The organism is Streptomyces sp. NPDC048643 (assembly GCF_040650615.1).
Taxonomy (GTDB): domain Bacteria; phylum Actinomycetota; class Actinomycetes; order Streptomycetales; family Streptomycetaceae; genus Streptomyces.
Map to the genome: position 1 here is coordinate 49,091 of NZ_JBEZHO010000049.1, position 15,614 is coordinate 64,704.

General features: G+C 69.7%; 12 protein-coding genes and 1 pseudogene. 3 read left to right on the top strand and 10 right to left on the bottom strand.

All coding sequences use genetic code 11. The features are described from left to right. Nucleotides 1-115 precede the first annotated feature (115 nt). Both AB0C62_RS33780 and AB0C62_RS33785 read right to left on the bottom strand, forming a co-directional pair. Nucleotides 116-1,885, bottom strand: a complete 1,770-nt coding sequence (locus AB0C62_RS33780; protein WP_362979781.1) for a SpoIIE family protein phosphatase — start codon at nucleotides 1,883-1,885, stop codon at nucleotides 116-118. 221 nt (nucleotides 1,886-2,106) lie between these two features. Continuing rightward, entirely contained in the window at nucleotides 2,107-2,562 is a 456-nt protein-coding gene (locus AB0C62_RS33785) for a ricin-type beta-trefoil lectin domain protein (RefSeq protein WP_362979783.1), read from the bottom strand. A gap of 488 nt (nucleotides 2,563-3,050) precedes the next feature. Here AB0C62_RS33785 and uvrA point away from each other — a divergent pair, with 488 nt between their 5' ends. Continuing rightward, nucleotides 3,051-5,519, top strand: coding sequence for an excinuclease ABC subunit UvrA (uvrA, locus tag AB0C62_RS33790; RefSeq protein WP_362979785.1), 2,469 nt, complete (start codon nucleotides 3,051-3,053; stop codon nucleotides 5,517-5,519). A gap of 233 nt (nucleotides 5,520-5,752) precedes the next feature. Continuing rightward, nucleotides 5,753-6,208: a hypothetical protein gene (locus AB0C62_RS33795; protein WP_362979787.1), complete on the top strand. Its 456-nt coding sequence runs from the start codon at nucleotides 5,753-5,755 to the stop codon at nucleotides 6,206-6,208. A 170-nt stretch (nucleotides 6,209-6,378) separates the two neighbouring features. On the opposite strand, the gene AB0C62_RS33800 is transcribed toward AB0C62_RS33795, so the two are convergent. The 8 genes from AB0C62_RS33800 to AB0C62_RS33835 all read right to left on the bottom strand — a co-directional run bounded on the left by AB0C62_RS33800 (nucleotide 6,379) and on the right by AB0C62_RS33835 (nucleotide 15,000). After that, a complete protein-coding gene (locus tag AB0C62_RS33800) occupies nucleotides 6,379-7,449 on the bottom strand; it encodes a peptidase C39 family protein (RefSeq protein WP_362979789.1) in 1,071 nt (356 codons plus the stop codon). Nucleotides 7,450-7,673: 224 nt separating this feature from the next. Then, nucleotides 7,674-9,794 (bottom strand): iron ABC transporter permease, encoded by a 2,121-nt coding sequence (locus AB0C62_RS33805; RefSeq protein WP_362979791.1) that lies wholly within the window; start codon nucleotides 9,792-9,794, stop codon nucleotides 7,674-7,676. After that, nucleotides 9,791-10,855: an iron-siderophore ABC transporter substrate-binding protein gene (locus tag AB0C62_RS33810; RefSeq protein ID WP_362979793.1), complete on the bottom strand. Its 1,065-nt coding sequence runs from the start codon at nucleotides 10,853-10,855 to the stop codon at nucleotides 9,791-9,793. The genes AB0C62_RS33805 and AB0C62_RS33810 overlap by 4 nt, the downstream gene beginning before the upstream one ends. A 263-nt stretch (nucleotides 10,856-11,118) precedes the next feature. Further along, complete coding sequence (locus AB0C62_RS33815) at nucleotides 11,119-11,982, bottom strand: ABC transporter ATP-binding protein (RefSeq protein ID WP_362979795.1); 864 nt, start codon at nucleotides 11,980-11,982, stop codon at nucleotides 11,119-11,121. 154 nt (nucleotides 11,983-12,136) lie between these two features. Next, nucleotides 12,137-12,988, bottom strand: coding sequence for an AraC family transcriptional regulator (locus AB0C62_RS33820; RefSeq protein WP_362979807.1), 852 nt, complete (start codon nucleotides 12,986-12,988; stop codon nucleotides 12,137-12,139). Nucleotides 12,989-13,126: 138 nt separating this feature from the next. Beyond that, nucleotides 13,127-13,525, bottom strand: a complete 399-nt coding sequence (locus AB0C62_RS33825; RefSeq protein WP_362979797.1) for a DUF6234 family protein — start codon at nucleotides 13,523-13,525, stop codon at nucleotides 13,127-13,129. 277 nt (nucleotides 13,526-13,802) lie between these two features. Beyond that, a complete protein-coding gene (locus AB0C62_RS33830) occupies nucleotides 13,803-14,174 on the bottom strand; it encodes an ANTAR domain-containing protein (protein WP_362979799.1) in 372 nt (123 codons plus the stop codon). Between the two features lie 34 nt (nucleotides 14,175-14,208). After that, nucleotides 14,209-15,000 (bottom strand): SigB/SigF/SigG family RNA polymerase sigma factor, encoded by a 792-nt coding sequence (locus tag AB0C62_RS33835; protein ID WP_362979809.1) that lies wholly within the window; start codon nucleotides 14,998-15,000, stop codon nucleotides 14,209-14,211. A gap of 540 nt (nucleotides 15,001-15,540) precedes the next feature. Between AB0C62_RS33835 and AB0C62_RS33840 the strand changes: the two are divergent. Then, nucleotides 15,541-15,614 (top strand): annotated as a pseudogene (locus tag AB0C62_RS33840) (GlsB/YeaQ/YmgE family stress response membrane protein); the annotation flags it as partial.

Consider the following 15,614-nt stretch of genomic DNA (forward strand, 5'->3'; position numbering starts at 1 on the left):
GCGTGGCACTGGATAGCCGCACCGAGATGATCGGCCGGGGACAGACCCTTGCGAACCCTCCGTCGGCCCCGAAGGCCGGTAGCGATCCAGCAACGGTTCCTGATCTGTGGGGAATTCAGCCCTCTCCGAAGCTGCGCGCCAGCAGCAGCGTGACGTCGTCGGCCGGAGCCGAAGAAGGCAACGTGCCGATCACAGCTGTGCAGAGTGATGGGAGAGACGGTTCGCGGCGGCTTCGGGAAAGAGAACGTCTTATCCGTTCCAGTCCGACGTCTATGTCCTGACGGCGGTCTTCGACGAGGCCGTCGGTGTACAAGGCGATGATGCCGCCTGCCGGCAGACCGACCTCGGCTGACTCGTAGGGAAGCATGCCGAGCCCGAGTGGTGTTCCCCTCGGTAGTTCGGGAAAGGTCACATCACCATGCGGGTGCACGATCGCAGGTGAGGGATGTCCGGCCAGGGCTACTTCGCAAGTTCGCCGAACAGGTTCGTACAGGGCGTAGACGCAGGTGGCACTGATGGACGGGACAGCGGGGTCGGCGATCTCCTCATGGGTGTCGCCCTCGTCCTCGACCAGGCGGGCGAAGGTTTGGTCCAGCCTCGTCAGCAACTCACCTGGGGACATGTCGAGACCGGCGAGTGTCCGAATCGCGGTGCGCAAGCGGCCCATTGTGGCTGCCGCCTCTATACCGTGCCCGACCACGTCTCCGACCACGAGCGCCAAGCGACCACCGGACAGACCGATCACGTCGAACCAGTCTCCTCCGACGCTGTACTCGGCGTCCGCCGGTAGGTAGCGGGCGGCCACTTGCAAGGCCTCGCCGCCGCGTATGCGTCGTGGCAGGAGGCTGTGCTGCAGAGTGAGGGCGGCCGTCCGCTCGCGCGCGTACCGGCGCGCGTTGTCCAGGCTCAGCGCAGTTCTGGCCACCAGTTCCTCGGCCAACAGCTGGTCGTTCTCGTCGAACGACGCAGGGTTCTCCGTTCGCACGAATACCGCCACCCCCATCAGCACCCCGCGGGCGTGAATGGGAAGGACCAGCAGTGAGTGCATACCAAACTCGCGGATCTTCTGGGCTCGCGCTGGATCCTTGCTCAGCCAGGCGGCGTGATGCACGTCGAGGACTGGCTCCAGCAGGGGTCGGCCAGAGGACAAGACCTCCATGAAGGGTGAGGTTTCCGGGACATAGACCACCTCTCCTGTGGGCCACAGGGACTCTGGAGCCCCGGCGTGGATGGAGGCCCTACCAGCGCGTCGAAACGTGGGAATGCGCCCGTCCGACGGTCCCAGGCGCTCCAGCGGTTCCTCACCGAGTCGCACCGCCTCCGTCAGATCCACCGTGACGTAGTCGGCGAAGAAGGGGACCACGAAATCAGCCAGCTCCTGCGCTGTTCGCATCACATCCAACGAGGTGCCGATGCGCGAGCCGGACTCACTGACCACAGCGAGGCGGTCCTCCGGCCATCGGCGGTCCTTGACGTGAACGAGCTGGGCCACTCCCAACAGGACATCTTCGGCGTCGCTCAGGCGAATGAAGGTTGCGGTGACGGCACCTTCTGACACTCCCCCGACAGCAGCCGGAACTCGATACTCCCGGCCGGTGACGTGAATGCCGGTAGCCAGTACGCGTTCAATGACCGATTCCAGCCTGTCCGCATCACCTGCCAGCGCATCCCGCGGAAAGCGCCCCAAACGCTCCTTCCGGGAGATCCGGTCGTAGCGTTCCATGGCGTCGTTGACCCAGACGCACCGCAATGTGGTATCCCAGATGGCGATGCCGAGCGCGGAATGGGTCAGCAGAGAACCTATCGCTCCACCGGCCGACTTCCCAGCACGGGAAATGGCGTCGTACACGTCGGCCAATTCGGGGAACGGGTCCGGTGAGCCCATGAGTATCGACCTTGCCCATTGCTCGTGCCTCAAGCGGTCGGCGCGACGGGACGCTGCGCGCACACCACCCACGGACGCGCACGCCCAGGTCAGCGGCCAGGCCCGACGGCACCGAGCAGTGTGCCCTCCTCCGTCAGAACCACGGTACCGGCGGATGGGGACTCGCGCAGACGCCGCTCGTCGGCGGGAACCGCTGGGCGGTGGAGTGCCCGATCGAACGGTCAGCGGTAAAGCGTCCACTGCTGGGAATTGCCGCCGGTGCACCTGACGAGCGTGACGTGGCGGACGTCCCCCGAGCCCTCGCCGAGGCAGGTCTTCGTCACGTTGTTGATCAGCTGGAAGCCGGCGGTGGTGAAGTACGCATTCCACAGGGCTGCCGGGTCGCTGGACGAACACGGTTTCATCGTCGCCTGTCCGCTGCGGGCGACCAGACACAGCCTGCTACCTGCGTTCTGCCGCATTTCGGAGAGCCGGCCGATGGTGTCGTTCATGAGCCAGGTCTGGTACGGGCCCTCGTTGCACCCTGTCGCGTAGGGTCCGTAGTCGGCCCGAAAATCCAGGCAATCGTTGGTGGCCTTGTTCTGCAGGTGGTAATAGGCCGGCGCCGCATTGGCCGGCGCGGTACCCAGTGCCCAACCGAGCACGACGGCCGCTCCCACGGCGGCGAATTTCTTCATCAAGGCGGTTCCCCTCGGATTGCTCTGGGCGTTGCAAAGTGCCATCAGACAGTCAACAGGGGAAACCTGCCGGAAGGTGCGGCAAAGGCCGATATGTGCGCTTCAACGGCTTGCTTTCGCCGTTCCTTCCGAAGGGCGCGGACCTATCTGCGCACCGAGAAATATCACGACGGCCATGCCCCCAGAGCCTCCCAGCGATCTGGTTCATCGACGCTCGCTGTAGCGCTGCATGAGCTGGTTGGCGGCCCAGCCCGCGGCCACAACGGCGCCTGCCGTTGCCGCCCAGCTCGGATCAGGTGGTCGTGAGGGCGACGACGGGATCGTGTGGACCGTCGGGCCTGGGCCCCACGGAGCCGACCGTCTCCCACGGTCTGATCGAACGTGCGCCGGCAGCGGCTCATACCGAGGCTCTCCGGATGCTCGTGTGCGCGGGGCCCGGTGGCGGCGCCTGTCGCGCGGTTCCCGGCGTGATCAGGTAGTCAGGAACCGTGAACAAGGACGCGAGCGACCCCTTCGTGCATGTCCGGGGTGCCAGTGAGAACAACCTGCGGAACATCGATGTCGACGTTCCGCGGGACGCGATGGTCGCCTTCACCGGCGTCTCCGGTTCGGGCAAGTCCTCGCTCGCGTTCGGCACGCTCTACGCGGAGGCCCAGCGGCGCTACTTCGAGTCCGTGGCACCGTACGCCCGACGGCTGTTGCAACAGGTCGGCGCACCGCACGTGCAGGAGATCACCGGACTGCCTCCGGCCGTGGCCCTGCAGCAGCGACGCGGGTCGCCCAGCTCGCGCTCGACGGTCGGCACCATCACCACGCTGTCGAATCTGCTGCGCATGCTGTACTCCCGCGCCGGCACCTACCCGCCGGGGGCCGCGCGGCTGGAAGCCGAGTCTTTCTCACCCAACACGGCGGCCGGCGCCTGCCCGGAGTGCCACGGACTGGGCGTCGTGCACGACGTCGCCGAGGACCTGCTCGTCCCGGACCCCTCACTGAGCATCCGCGAGGGGGCGATCGCCGCCTGGCCGGGCGCCTGGCAGGGCGCCAACCTGCGCAGCGTCGTGAACGGCCTGGGGATCGACATCGACCGACCGTGGCGCAGGCTCAGGAAGAAGGACCGTGACTGGCTGCTGTACACGGACGAGCAGCCCTCCGTGTACATCGAGCCGGAGGAGGACCGCGTCGACTACGGCTACCAGGGCACGTTCTGGAGCGCCCGCAAGCACGTCATGCACGTCCTCGCCGACTCGAAGAGCGAGAAGATGCGCGAACGGGCGCTCCGTTTCGTCAGGAGTGTGCCCTGCCCCGAGTGTCACGGCAGCGGACTGCGGCCCGAGGCACTGGCCGTGACCTTCGCCGGACGTTCCATCGCCGAGATCAACGCGATGCCGCTCACCGAGGTCGTGGCGCTGCTGCGGCCCGTCGCGGGGCGGTCCAAGGCCGACGCCACCACGTCGATCGCCCGATCAGGGGAGACGACCGAGGTCGCGGTCCGGATCTGCGCCGATCTGGTCGCGCGGGTCGACGTACTGCTCGACCTGGGCCTCGGATATCTCAGCCTCGGGCGCCGCTCGACGACCCTGTCGCCCGGCGAGGCGCAGCGCCTGCGGATCGCCACCCAGTTGCGCTCGGGGCTGTTCGGCGTCGTCTACGTCCTCGACGAACCCTCCGCGGGCCTGCACCCGGCTGACGCGGAACCGCTGCTGGACGTGCTGGACCGCCTCAAGGCGGCGGGCAACTCGCTGTTCGTCGTGGAGCACGACATGGACGTCGTACGGCGGGCGGACTGGGTGGTCGACATCGGCCCCGGCGCGGGCGAGGGCGGCGGACGCGTGCTGTACAGCGGCCCGGTCGCCGGTCTTGAGCGGGTCGAGGAGTCGGCCACGAGCCCGTACTTGTTCGGGCGCGCCCAGCCGCTCGATCACCGCCCGCGTACACCGCACGGCTGGCTGCACCTGAGCGGCGTCTCCCGCCACAATCTGCGCGAGGTGTCCGTCGACGTACCGCTGTGCGTACTGACGGCGGTGACGGGCGTGTCCGGTTCCGGAAAGTCGACGCTGGTGACGCAGGTGCTCGCCGAGGTCGTCCGCGGCCACCTCGGACTCGTACCTGATGAGCCCGACGAGGCGCAGCTGGAGGTCGACGTCCAGGACGCGTCGGGGGTCGAGTCGTTCGACCGGCTGGTCCTGGTCGACCAACGGCCCATCGGTCGAACTCCCCGGTCGAACCTGGCCACGTACACGGGAATGTTCGACGCGGTGCGCAAGCTGTACGCGGCGACGGAGGAGGCCCGGGCGCGTGGCTACTCGGCCGGGCGGTTCTCCTTCAACGTGCCCGAGGGGCGGTGTGAGACCTGCCAGGGCGAGGGCTTCGTCGCGGTGGAACTGCTGTTCCTGCCCGGCACCTACGCGCCGTGCCCGACCTGCGAGGGCGCTCGGTACAACGCCGAGACGCTGGAGGTCACCTACCGCGGCAAGAACATCGCGGAAGTGCTGGCGCTTTCCGTCGACGTCGCCGCCACGTTCCTGTCCGCCGTCCCGGCCGCCTCCCGCAGCCTGGAGACGTTGCGCGAGGTGGGCCTGGGGTACCTCCGGCTGGGCCAGCCCGCGACGGAACTCAGCGGTGGTGAGGCCCAACGCATCAAACTGGCCACCGAACTGCAGCGAGCCCGCCGCGGGCACGCGCTCTACCTGCTCGACGAGCCGACGGCGGGGCTGCACCCCGCGGACATCGCGCTGCTGCTGCGACAGCTGCACCGGCTCGTCGACGCCGGCAACACGGTCGTCCTCGTCGAACACGACCTGGACACGATCGCCACCGCCGACTGGGTCATCGACCTCGGGCCGGGCGGCGGCGACGCGGGCGGCAGGGTGGTCGCGGCGGGCCCGCCGGCCAAGGTGGCGCGGGCCCGCCGCAGCGCCACCGCGCCTTATCTCGCGGCCCGGCTCACGCGCTCCTGACGGCGGCGCGGCCGGGGGCTGAGCACGGGTCAGCCGGGGTCGGGACGCCGTCTCGCGCGACCCGGGCTTTCGCTTCGCCAAGGACACCCTTGATCTGAGCCATCGAAGCTGCATCGGCCTCACGCGGTCCTGGATACCCACACTTGCGTGATCAAGGCTCCGACCTGCGGATTCGTCTGGGATGAAGGTTCGATCGTTGCTACTCTCCGGTAGATCAGTGCATCGATATGTCGATGGACCTCGAGTTGGGGGCAACGGTGTACAAGAAGCGCAAGGTGGGACTGGCCGCGGCTGCGGCGGTGCTTGTCGCTGTGGCCGGCGGGCTGGTCTTGAGGAGCCAGGCCACGGCGGCCGAGCGAGAATCGGAACAAAGGTCTCTTGAGCAGGCCGCCGAAGAGGTCTTCCAGCGGAGCGCGGACGCGCCTGATGCTGCCTGGCGGAAGTACGCCGCGCCCCGGGGCAAGGTCTGGAACCAGGCCGACGCGAGGGCTCAGGTGACGCAGGTGCGGACGAAGGGCGCGCACTTCACGGTGGACGTCACTGAGATCACCACTCCTTACCTGTCCGACGAACACGGCGGCGGACTGGAGGCGACCCCGTCCTCTATGGGTGACCACCGGTTCGTCTTCGAGAAGGACGGGGACGAGTGGCATCTCGTCAAGGACCTGACGGAACAGCTGTCGGAGTAGCCCACCGGCCTGGGGCTCTGCCGGGGTGTCAGCGGCGGCTTCCGTTGCCCGGCAGTCGCGACAACTTCCGGCCGTTGAGGAGTCCGGTGTCGACCGGGCCTGGCGCCGAGCCCCCCTGCCCAGCGGGGCCGCCATTCGCCGGCCTGTCCGGAAGTAGAGGCGCTGGGCCCCTACGGGCGGCCGATGGTCACGGCACCGTGGATGCCATCTACCGAGACGGTCGACATCGTGTCGAGCGAGGGATCGGGGATGGGCAGAAGATGGGCGTCGACCCAGGTGTCACCCGTCGCCGCGTTGGCCCACGGGTCCTCGATCACGATGGCACCGGGCGCGACACCGTGGCAGAGCACCCAGTGCGGCACGTCGAACCCCTGCATTCCTGCGAGCGAGACCAGGAGCAGGACGTTCTCCTGTCGGCCGACCGCCTCCCGGATCGCCCTGGTGGAGAGGGGGTTCGGGTCGATCGGCACTCCGATCCGTTCGGCCTCCGTGCGCGAGGCGCTCTGGAGGACAGCCCGCCACTCCTGCTCGCCCTGCGCGTGATGGTCGATCAGCACGGGCCGGTCCGTGTCGAGGTGGACGGTGACGGGGGACGACGGCCACCTGCGGTGCACCGCAACGCCCAGCCCGACGGGTTCGCACGCGAGGAAGTTGGTCGCCTCGCGCCACAGCGTCAGCTCTGATCGCCGGTCGAGCGCCTCGCTGGGCACAGCTCCCGCGTGTGCCTGCGCGATCAGGGCGGTGACGGCACCGCAGGTGAAGTGCGTGGTCTGTCCGTAGTACGGGGGTTCGCCGGCCACTCTGTCGTGCAGCCAGCGGACGTAACCGGTGGCAGGACCTTCCGCACCCTCCGACAGGGCGAGCGGAGGCCGCAACGGCGCGAAGCCCGCAGCGGCGGCGTCCTCGGGACTCGCCGTCCAGCCTTCCCACTTGACCTGTGCGAGCTCCCGGCGGCGTGCGTGGTCGATGACGGCCGTGAGGGCTGACGGCACGTCGCCGACAGCGTCGACGATCTTCAGATAGGCGGTGTGCGGACGGGCCGTCACGAGTGCGGCGGCGACCCAGTCCTGACCATCGGCGGCCGCGACGGCGACGATGTGGGGGGTGTGAGGAGAACGGTCGACCGCCTGCCAGCGCTCCAGCACGTCTTGGCGCACCAGCCGCCTCAGCGGGTCCGGCGACGCATCGGGCTCGAACTCGACGACGATGCCCTTCACGGGCGCTTCCTGCTGGGACGACATTGCGGTGCTCCTGAACGGGTCGGACGGGCTGGGGATGGAATCGGGGACGGGGACGGCTCCCGGGGGTCTGGCGGCGGGGGCCGCCCGCGGCACTCGGCGGGCGGCTCCGGCCGTCGCGCCCCGAGGTCAGCCCGCGAGCCGACGGGGTGCGGGACGCCGTCAGGTCGGTCTGCGCGCGCACCAACGGTGGGGTCATGCGCGCGACGTCCGCGCCTCCGCCGGTGTCACGCGCGGGACGTGCGCAGTACCCAGATGAAGTACGGCCCTCCGACCAGGGCGATCATGAGCCCTGCCGGCACCTGGGCGGGTGCGACGACGGTGCGGCCGAGGGCGTCGGCCACGCAGACCAGCAGGGCGCCGAGCAGCATCGCGACCGGGATCGAGCGGCCGTGCCGGGCGCCCACCAGTGACCGGGCGAGGTGCGGGGCGACGAGCCCGACGAAGCCGACGACGCCGACGGCGATCACGCTGAGCGCTGCGAGCACCGCGGCGATCGCGAGGGCGCCGAGCCGTGTGCGTTCCACGTTGACGCCGACGATGCGCGGGGTGTCCTCGTCGACGGCGAGCAGATCGAGCCGGCCACGCATGGCGAGCAGCACGGGCAGCGCGAGCGCCAGGGCCACCGCGACCGGTAGGACGTCGGGCAGCGTGCGGCCGTAGGTCGTACCGGAGAGCCAGGTGAAGATCCGGGGCGTGTTGTACGGGTCGGCGCGCAGCAGCAGGAAGGTGGTGATGGAGCTGAGGCCGTACCCGCAGCCGATGCCGATCAGTACGAACCGGTCGGGGAGGAAGCCCCCGCGCCAGGCCAGCAGGGCGATCACCGTGAACGTGGCGAGGCCGGCCACGACCGCGACGGCGATGAGCACCGTCCGTCCCCCTGACAGATCCGAGGTGACGACGCCGGCGGCGCCCAACCCCGCGCCCGCCGTGATGCCGAGAATGCCCGGCTCCGCCAGCGGGTTGCGTACCGCGCCCTGCACGACGCATCCGGCCAGCCCCAGTGCCGCGCCGGCCAGGACCGCCGCGGCAACGCGCGGGACGCGGTCGTCGAGCGCCTGGCCGATCAGGTCGGGGGCGGCGCCCCGTGCCCAGAGCGCGATGTCGCCCGTCCGCAGCCAGAGACTCCCTGCCAGGGTCGCCATGAGGACTGCCCCCGCGAGGAGGACCAGCGCGCCGAACAGCACGAGGAGGAAGGCGCGGTGGGACCGTGCGGCGACCTTCGCACGCGGGGGGTGCTGGAGCCGGCCGGTGTCCCTCAGTCGCAGCGCGAGGACCACGATCACGACGGAGCCGAGCAGTCCGGTCGGCACGCCGGTGGGGATGGAGGCAGCCCCGTCGGCGCCCTGCACCGCGCGCAGGGTGGCGTCCGCGAGGAGGATGAGCAGCGCTCCGAGCAGCCCGGCCGCGGGGACCAGGTAGAGGTGCCGGCGCAATGCCCCCACCCGCCCGGCGATCAGGCGGGCCAGGACGGGAGCGCCGAGGCCGACGAAGGAGATCGGGCCGGCGAGTGTCACCGCGGTGCTGGTCAGCAGTACCGCACACAGCACAGCGGTCACCCGGGTGGTGCGGATCGGCACGCCGAGGGTGGACGCGGCGTCGTCGCCGAGGTTCATCACGTCCAGCCGCCGTGACAGGGCGAGGGCGACGCACAACACCACCGCCACGAGCGGCAGGGCTCGTACCGACGCGTCGATGTTCAGTTGGGCCAGCGAACCGCTCCCCCACGCGAAGAGACCGGTCGTGTTCTGGTCGAACAGGATCAGAAGCATCCCGGACGCCGCGTCCAGAGCCATCGCCATCGCCGATCCGGCGAGGATGAGACGGGTTCCCGCGGTGCCCGCGGCCCGTCCCGCGAGCAGCAGCACCAGCGCCGCCGCGACCAGTCCCCCCGCGAATGCGACGGCTCCGGACGCCCACAGCGGGACGGCGAGACCGAACGCGGCCAGCAGCGTGAGCGTGAAATAGGACCCGGCCGTCACCGCGAGCGTGTCGGGGGAGGCGAGCGCGTTGTGGGTGACGGACTGCAGCAGCGCGCCGGCGCAGCCGAGGGCGAAGCCCACGGCCACTCCGGCGAGCAGGCGCGGGATGCGCGAGCCGGAGATGATCTCGGCGACCGGCGGTCCGCCGGCGCTCTCCCGTCGCCCGGCGAGGTGGCGTAGCAGGTCGCCGATGCCGACGCCCGACGTCCCCTGCGTCAGGTGCCACAGGCCCACCAGGGTGGTCACGAGGAGAAGCAGTCCCAGGACGGCCGCCCCGGCGGGGCCGCCGCGGCGATCAGCCCGCGGGGGCACTCCCCCACCCGTCGACGACTCGGGAGGTGCGCTCGCCGTCTGCGGTGTGCTCACTTCTTGTCGAGGACGTCGACGTAGGCGTCGATCGCCTGCTGGCAGGAGCGCGGACCGCCGGCGCCCCACACCCGCGCCGGGAACGCGTGGGCGCGGCCTTCCTTGACGGCCGGAAGGGTCTTCCAGATCGGGTTCTTGGCCAGCGCCGCGACGTAACCGCCGGCTCCCTCGTCGTTCGCGTAGAAGATGTTGGCGTCGCCCACCGCGGCGAGTCCCTCGACGTCGGTCTGCGCGAGGCCGTAGGCGGGGTCCACGCCGCCGTCGCCGTGCGCCTTGTTGACGTCGTTGGTCCACGCGGGCTTCATGCCGAGTTCCTTGCCTATCTCGGTGAACAGGGCCCCGTCGCTGTAGGGGCGGATCGTGAGGTTGCCGCCCTCGAGCCATCCGTCGAAGAACAGGAAGTCGTTCGTCGGCAGTTCGGCGTCGACGACTTGCTGCTTCGCCTTCGCCAGGTGCTGGTCGAACTCCTTGAGCACCTGGTCGGCCCGCTCGGTACGGCCCGTCGCCTTGCCGATCATGCTGAACACGTCCCGCATGTTGCCGATCGGGTCGTCGGGGTTGGCGCCGCGGGTGGCCATCACGGGGACACCCCGCTTCTCCAGCTTCGCGATCGTCTCGTCATCGGCGTCGAACGCCTCCACGACGATGAGGTCGGGCTTGGCGGCGTAGAGGGTGTCGAGGTCGGGCTCCTCACGGGTGCCGATGTCCGTCACCCCGCCGGGCAGCTTCTCCGCGCTGACCCAGGTGCTGTACCCCTTGGCGTCTGAGACCGCAGTGGGGGTGACGCACAAGGTCAACGCGTCCTCCACCTGCTGCCATTCAAGAACCGCGATTCGCTTGGCGGGCTTGTCGAGCTTCACCTGCCGGCCGACGCCGTCCTTGAAGGAGACCGGCCCCGTCGCCGTGGTCGTGGTGTCGTCGGCGCAGCTCTTCGAGGCGGGCGACGCGGTGGCGCTGTTGGCGGGCGCGACCTTGTCGACGTCGGTCGTGCCGCAGGCTGTCGCGGCGAGGACGACGAGCCCTGCGGAGGCTGAGGCCGCCAGGAGCCGGGCACGGTTCATGAGGGTTCCTCTTTCTTTCGATGCGTGGTTCGTTGCGATGTGTGACAGCGGCGGACGCGCCGTTCTTGTCGACGCGCCGCCCAGGTGATTCATCGACATGTGGACGGTCGGGCGCGGCCCGCCGTGAGTGTCGGTACGAGGAGAAGGCGTGAGGAACCCGCTTCCGGACAGGGAGCCGCCCGGTTGGGCGGCGAGGCGTCGCGGATCCCGCCGGGTGGGTGCTGTCGGACGGACACGTGCGCAGAGAGCCCGGACGGGCAGGTTCAGGCGGGGTACCGCCCGATGGGGTCGATACGGAGGCGGCCCGTGCGGGGGTCGACGGCGACTTCGACGCGGATGTCGTAGACCTCACCGATGTTCTCGGCGGTGAGGACGTCGATGGGTGCTCCGGCCGCGTGCACGCGGCCGGAGCTCATCAGGATCAGCGTGTCCGCGACACGGGACGCCTGGTCGAGGTCGTGCAGCACGATCCCGACCGCGATGCCGTGTTTCTCCACGAGATCGCGCACCAGGTCGAGCGTCTCGATCTGATAGCGCAGGTCGAGGTGGTTGGTCGGTTCGTCCAGCAGCACGACGCCGGTGTCCTGCGCCAGGCAGGCCGCCAGCCAGACGCGCTGCATCTCCCCGCCGGAGAGTTCCCCGACCAGTCGGCCTGCCATGTCCCGCACCCCGGTGACCCCCATGGCACGGTCGACGGCGCTCCGGTCCTCGGCGGTCGGCCCGCCGAAGCCGCGCCGGTAGGGATGACGCCCGAACGCCACGACCTCCGCCACCGTCAGTCCCTGGGGTGCGGGCCTCGACTGGGAGAAGAGCGTGACCTCGCGGGCGAACTGCCGGGAACTGAGCAGGGCGGCATCGCGGTCCGACGTCCCGCCGGCGGCGCCCAGCGTCACGCGTCCGCCGTCGATCCGGTGCAGTCGTGAGAGCGAGCGCAACAGCGTGGACTTTCCACTGCCGTTCGGCCCCACCAGGGCGGTGGCGCGGCCGGGTTCCAGGGCGAGCGAGACGCCCTGGACCACCGGCTTGGCGCCGTACCTCAGCACGAGGTCGTGTCCATGGAGGGCGGCCGCCGACGTGACAGGGCCGGCGGCAGGACGATCGGAAGGCCGGGAGGGGCTTGTGAGCATGGACGGATCCGGACGTTCGGAGGGGCAACGATCGCGGCACCCTCCGTCCCGCCGTCACCGGCCGGGCCGCAGACTCCTCCGCATACGGACAGCACCGTTCACGGCGAGCGCCAACTAAGGGTCACCTAACTCCGTGAAGGCTATATTCCGCCCGCTACGCCGACAATCCGGAGTTCGGGACCCTCGATACGGGAATCCGGACACCCCTGGGGACCGCATCGGCCGTGGCGAAGTACGCACCCGGGGTCGTCCCCATGACCCGCCGGAACGCGGCGATGAAGGAGCTGGGCTGCGCGTAACCGAGCGTCTCAGAGATGGTCATCACGTCGAACCCCTCGGCCAGCAACGTCAGCGCCCGGTGGACCCGCAGCACTTGCCGCCACTGCGCGAAGGAGAGACCGGTCGCCCGACGAAACGCCCGGGTGACCGTGCGGTCGCTGACGCCCAGCAGCCGCGCCCACTCATCCAGCGACCGGTCATCGGCGGGATCGTCCAGCAGCGCCTCGGCGATCGCGTCGATCCGGGCGTCGCCGGGCAGCTGCAGGGCGAACTGGTGCTCGGACGGCTCGAGCACGTCGAACACGACCGCCTCGGCCCGTGCCCTGGCCGCCGTATCGAGATCCGTACGGGACAGATGGGTCAGCAGTGATTCCAACAGCGGGGTCATCGCGATCGCTTTCGGTTCCTCGAAGGCGATCGGCGTGCGGTCGGGGGCGAAGAAGGCGTCGTGGAACTGTGCACCGGCCGTAGCCCGGCCCCCGTGCACCACACCGGCGGGCATCCACAGCCCGTGCCCCTCCGACACGGTGAAGACACGATCCCGCACCCGGGACGTGAGCGTCCCGCCGCGCACCCAGACGAGCTCGTGCTGGGGATGCGAGTGCGGCGACCACTCCGTGGGAACGCGGGGTACGTGGAGCCCGGCGTTGATGACGAAAGGTTCCCCGGTCCGCTCCGGCAGCGCGGCCGCCCGAAGCACCACGGTCCCCGCCTCGCGCCGCCACATCCCGGGGCTCGCCTCACCACGGGAAGATCGAACCATGTGGACGAGTCTATCCGGGGGCCACGAGCGGGGCCGGCGGCGTCCCTCTGCGCGGGGATGGGCCGGCGATCACAACAACGCCGACAGGCCCGCCACCCTGTCTCAACAGTTCGCGCTGAAGGGGACGCACGCCGGCGCCGTGACGTGGCCGGTGTCCCACTGATACTGAATGACCATCAGGACCTGAACAGCCAGAAGAGCCAGCAGCAGGCTGGCGCCCACCGCCCAAGGGGCACGGAAGAGTCCTGCGAGGACGGCCAGGACGAGGACGGCGACCAGCAAGACCCACACGCGGTGGATGTGGGCGAGGGTGGCCGCGTCGGCCTGGACCTGATCGCCCTGGGTGGCCCATATCTCCAAGCCATGGCCGAACATCCAGTCCAACGCGAGCCAGGCGGTGCCCATCACGAACAGCGGTAGGGCGAAGGCAAGATCCACGCCCCGGCGGGTCCGGCTGGACCAAGGGCGCCACTGATTCCGTACGGGAAGGGATGTGGTCATGACTGCAGGATGCCGAACCCGGCTCCGATGCGCATCGACTTCCCCTCACCCGGCCGACGGGTCAACGGGGTGAAGTGGCTTCGGGCAGACGCCAGATGGGTCGGCCGACCCGGGGCTTTCGGCGAGTCCGGCGCGCCACCGCAGCGTGACGGTTGAACTCGTATCGGTCGGAACGTCCCGCAGCCTCAGAGCGGGCACCGTCCACATGCTCGGCGGTCCCTCTTCAGCTCGCTGGACGCGGACAACCGGCCGTCGGCGCCTGAGCCGGCCGACACCGTCAAAGCGCTCCCCTTCCCCCCTGCGCCTGCTCAGTTGGAGCGACACGATGCTGCTCCCGGATCGCCTCCTCCAGCGCGATACGAAGGCCCAGATTGAGTTCACCCGTGGGCGCCCAGACGGTGAGCAGCCCGGCAACGCGGCTCAAGGTGATACCCGTGCGCCGGGAGACCTCGGACAGGACAGCTCCGGCCTGCCGCCCGTCCAGCCGGCCCAGGGCCATCACCACGCCCGTCGCCCGGTCCACCGCGGCCTGCCGCACCCCATCACCTTGCGGACGAACCGACGGCGCCGTCTGCTTGTCGTCGGCGCCGGCTGCTGCAGGAGCAGCAGCAGCAGGGTCGTCGTGGCCGAAGGCGAGTAGCTCACTCATCGGCGTTCACCCTTTCTCATCTCCAGCCCGCGGGTCACTGGCCCAGAGCTCCCTTGCGGACGCGGGCGCAGCTGCGGGAGATGAGGCGGGAGACGTGCATCTGCGAGATACCGAGCTTCTCTCCTATGCGGCTTTGCGTCATGTCCTCGAAGAAGCGCATGTAAAGGACAGCTCGTTCCCGCTCCGGGAGCCGGCGCAGTTCCTTCTTCGCCGCTTCGCGGTCGACGACGGTGTCGAGGGAGGAGTCGGTGCTTCCGAGGGTGTCGCCGAGGCTGTAGCCGTCTTCACCGGCGCCTGCTTCGGCGTCCAGCGAGAGGGCACTGAAGCTCTCCATGGCCTCCAGTCCGTCGCGGACTTCCTCTTCTGTCAGGCGGGTGTGGGCGGCGATGTCCGCGGGGGTGGGCTCAGCCGCGCCGGGCCTCTCGCTCAGTTCCCGGCGTGCGACCCTGACACGGTTGCGCAGGTCCTGTACACGGCGCGGGACGCGTACGGCCCACATCCGGTCCCGGAAATGCCGCTTCACCTCGCCGGTGATCGTGGGAATCGCGTAGCTCTCGAAGGCGCCCCGAGCCGGATCGAACCGGTCGATGGCCTTCACCAGTCCAAGGGCGGCGACCTGGCGCAGGTCCTCGATGGCTTCACCCCGGTCACGGAACCGGCCGGCCAGCCGGTGTGCCATGGGCAGCCAGACGCTCACCAACTCGTCGCGCACCGCGTCCCGCTCCGGCCCGTCGTCCAGCTCAACCAGTCGGACAAAGAGCGAGGTGGTCTCGGGTGCATCGTCGTAACCGCGGTCTGCGGGGGCGGGGCCGGCAGCCAGGCCCACGCGGTCGGGGTCGGTGGCAGAGCGGTCTGCGGACTTCTCGGTGAGCACGCGGGGTCCTCCTGAACGGCGCATCCGGGCGATCCGCAGAGCAGTGAACGCGGAGGGCCCGGTTGATGGTGATGGGCATGCCGCACAGAGAGCTGCAAAGACCGCCGAGGAATCCGCGGCCGTGGGAGTCATCTCCGCTTGGCGCGCGCCTCCGGTCCGAAGCACACAGACCGCCTGCCCCACGCCTCCGCCCGCAAACAACCTCGTCCCGCGTCCGTAGCCGGACTTCCGGCCCACACGCCGGCCCAGGTGGGAGCGTGAGACTGTGGACAGTCCCGATGCAGGGGGCGCCGCTGGCTCTCAAGGGCGGTGCGATCACTCGTGCAACGCCGCGCCCAGCCGGGCGCCTACGGCCAACTCCTCGTGCGCTCGGTCGGCTTACGGATGCGGCGAACCACATCTCCAGACTGCCCGCGGCGTTTGAAGTCGCCGATTCGGAACACCCGGTTGTCCTGACACGGCCTTTATACGACCAGGTAGGAGACACACATCATGGGCATCATCGCCTGGATACTCATCGGTCTGCTCGCGGGCATCATCGCCAAGGCGCTCATGCCCGGAAAGGA

Coding starts and splice junctions, on each gene's coding strand:
- AB0C62_RS33780 (WP_362979781.1), bottom strand. CDS start 1,885: ATGGGCTCACCGGACCCGTTCCCCGAATTGGCCGACGTGTACGACGCC.
- AB0C62_RS33785 (WP_362979783.1), bottom strand. CDS start 2,562: ATGAAGAAATTCGCCGCCGTGGGAGCGGCCGTCGTGCTCGGTTGGGCA.
- AB0C62_RS33795 (WP_362979787.1), top strand. CDS start 5,753: ATGGACCTCGAGTTGGGGGCAACGGTGTACAAGAAGCGCAAGGTGGGA.
- AB0C62_RS33800 (WP_362979789.1), bottom strand. CDS start 7,449: ATGTCGTCCCAGCAGGAAGCGCCCGTGAAGGGCATCGTCGTCGAGTTC.
- AB0C62_RS33810 (WP_362979793.1), bottom strand. CDS start 10,855: ATGAACCGTGCCCGGCTCCTGGCGGCCTCAGCCTCCGCAGGGCTCGTC.
- AB0C62_RS33815 (WP_362979795.1), bottom strand. CDS start 11,982: ATGCTCACAAGCCCCTCCCGGCCTTCCGATCGTCCTGCCGCCGGCCCT.
- AB0C62_RS33820 (WP_362979807.1), bottom strand. CDS start 12,988: ATGTGGCGGCGCGAGGCGGGGACCGTGGTGCTTCGGGCGGCCGCGCTG.
- AB0C62_RS33825 (WP_362979797.1), bottom strand. CDS start 13,525: ATGACCACATCCCTTCCCGTACGGAATCAGTGGCGCCCTTGGTCCAGC.
- AB0C62_RS33830 (WP_362979799.1), bottom strand. CDS start 14,174: ATGAGTGAGCTACTCGCCTTCGGCCACGACGACCCTGCTGCTGCTGCT.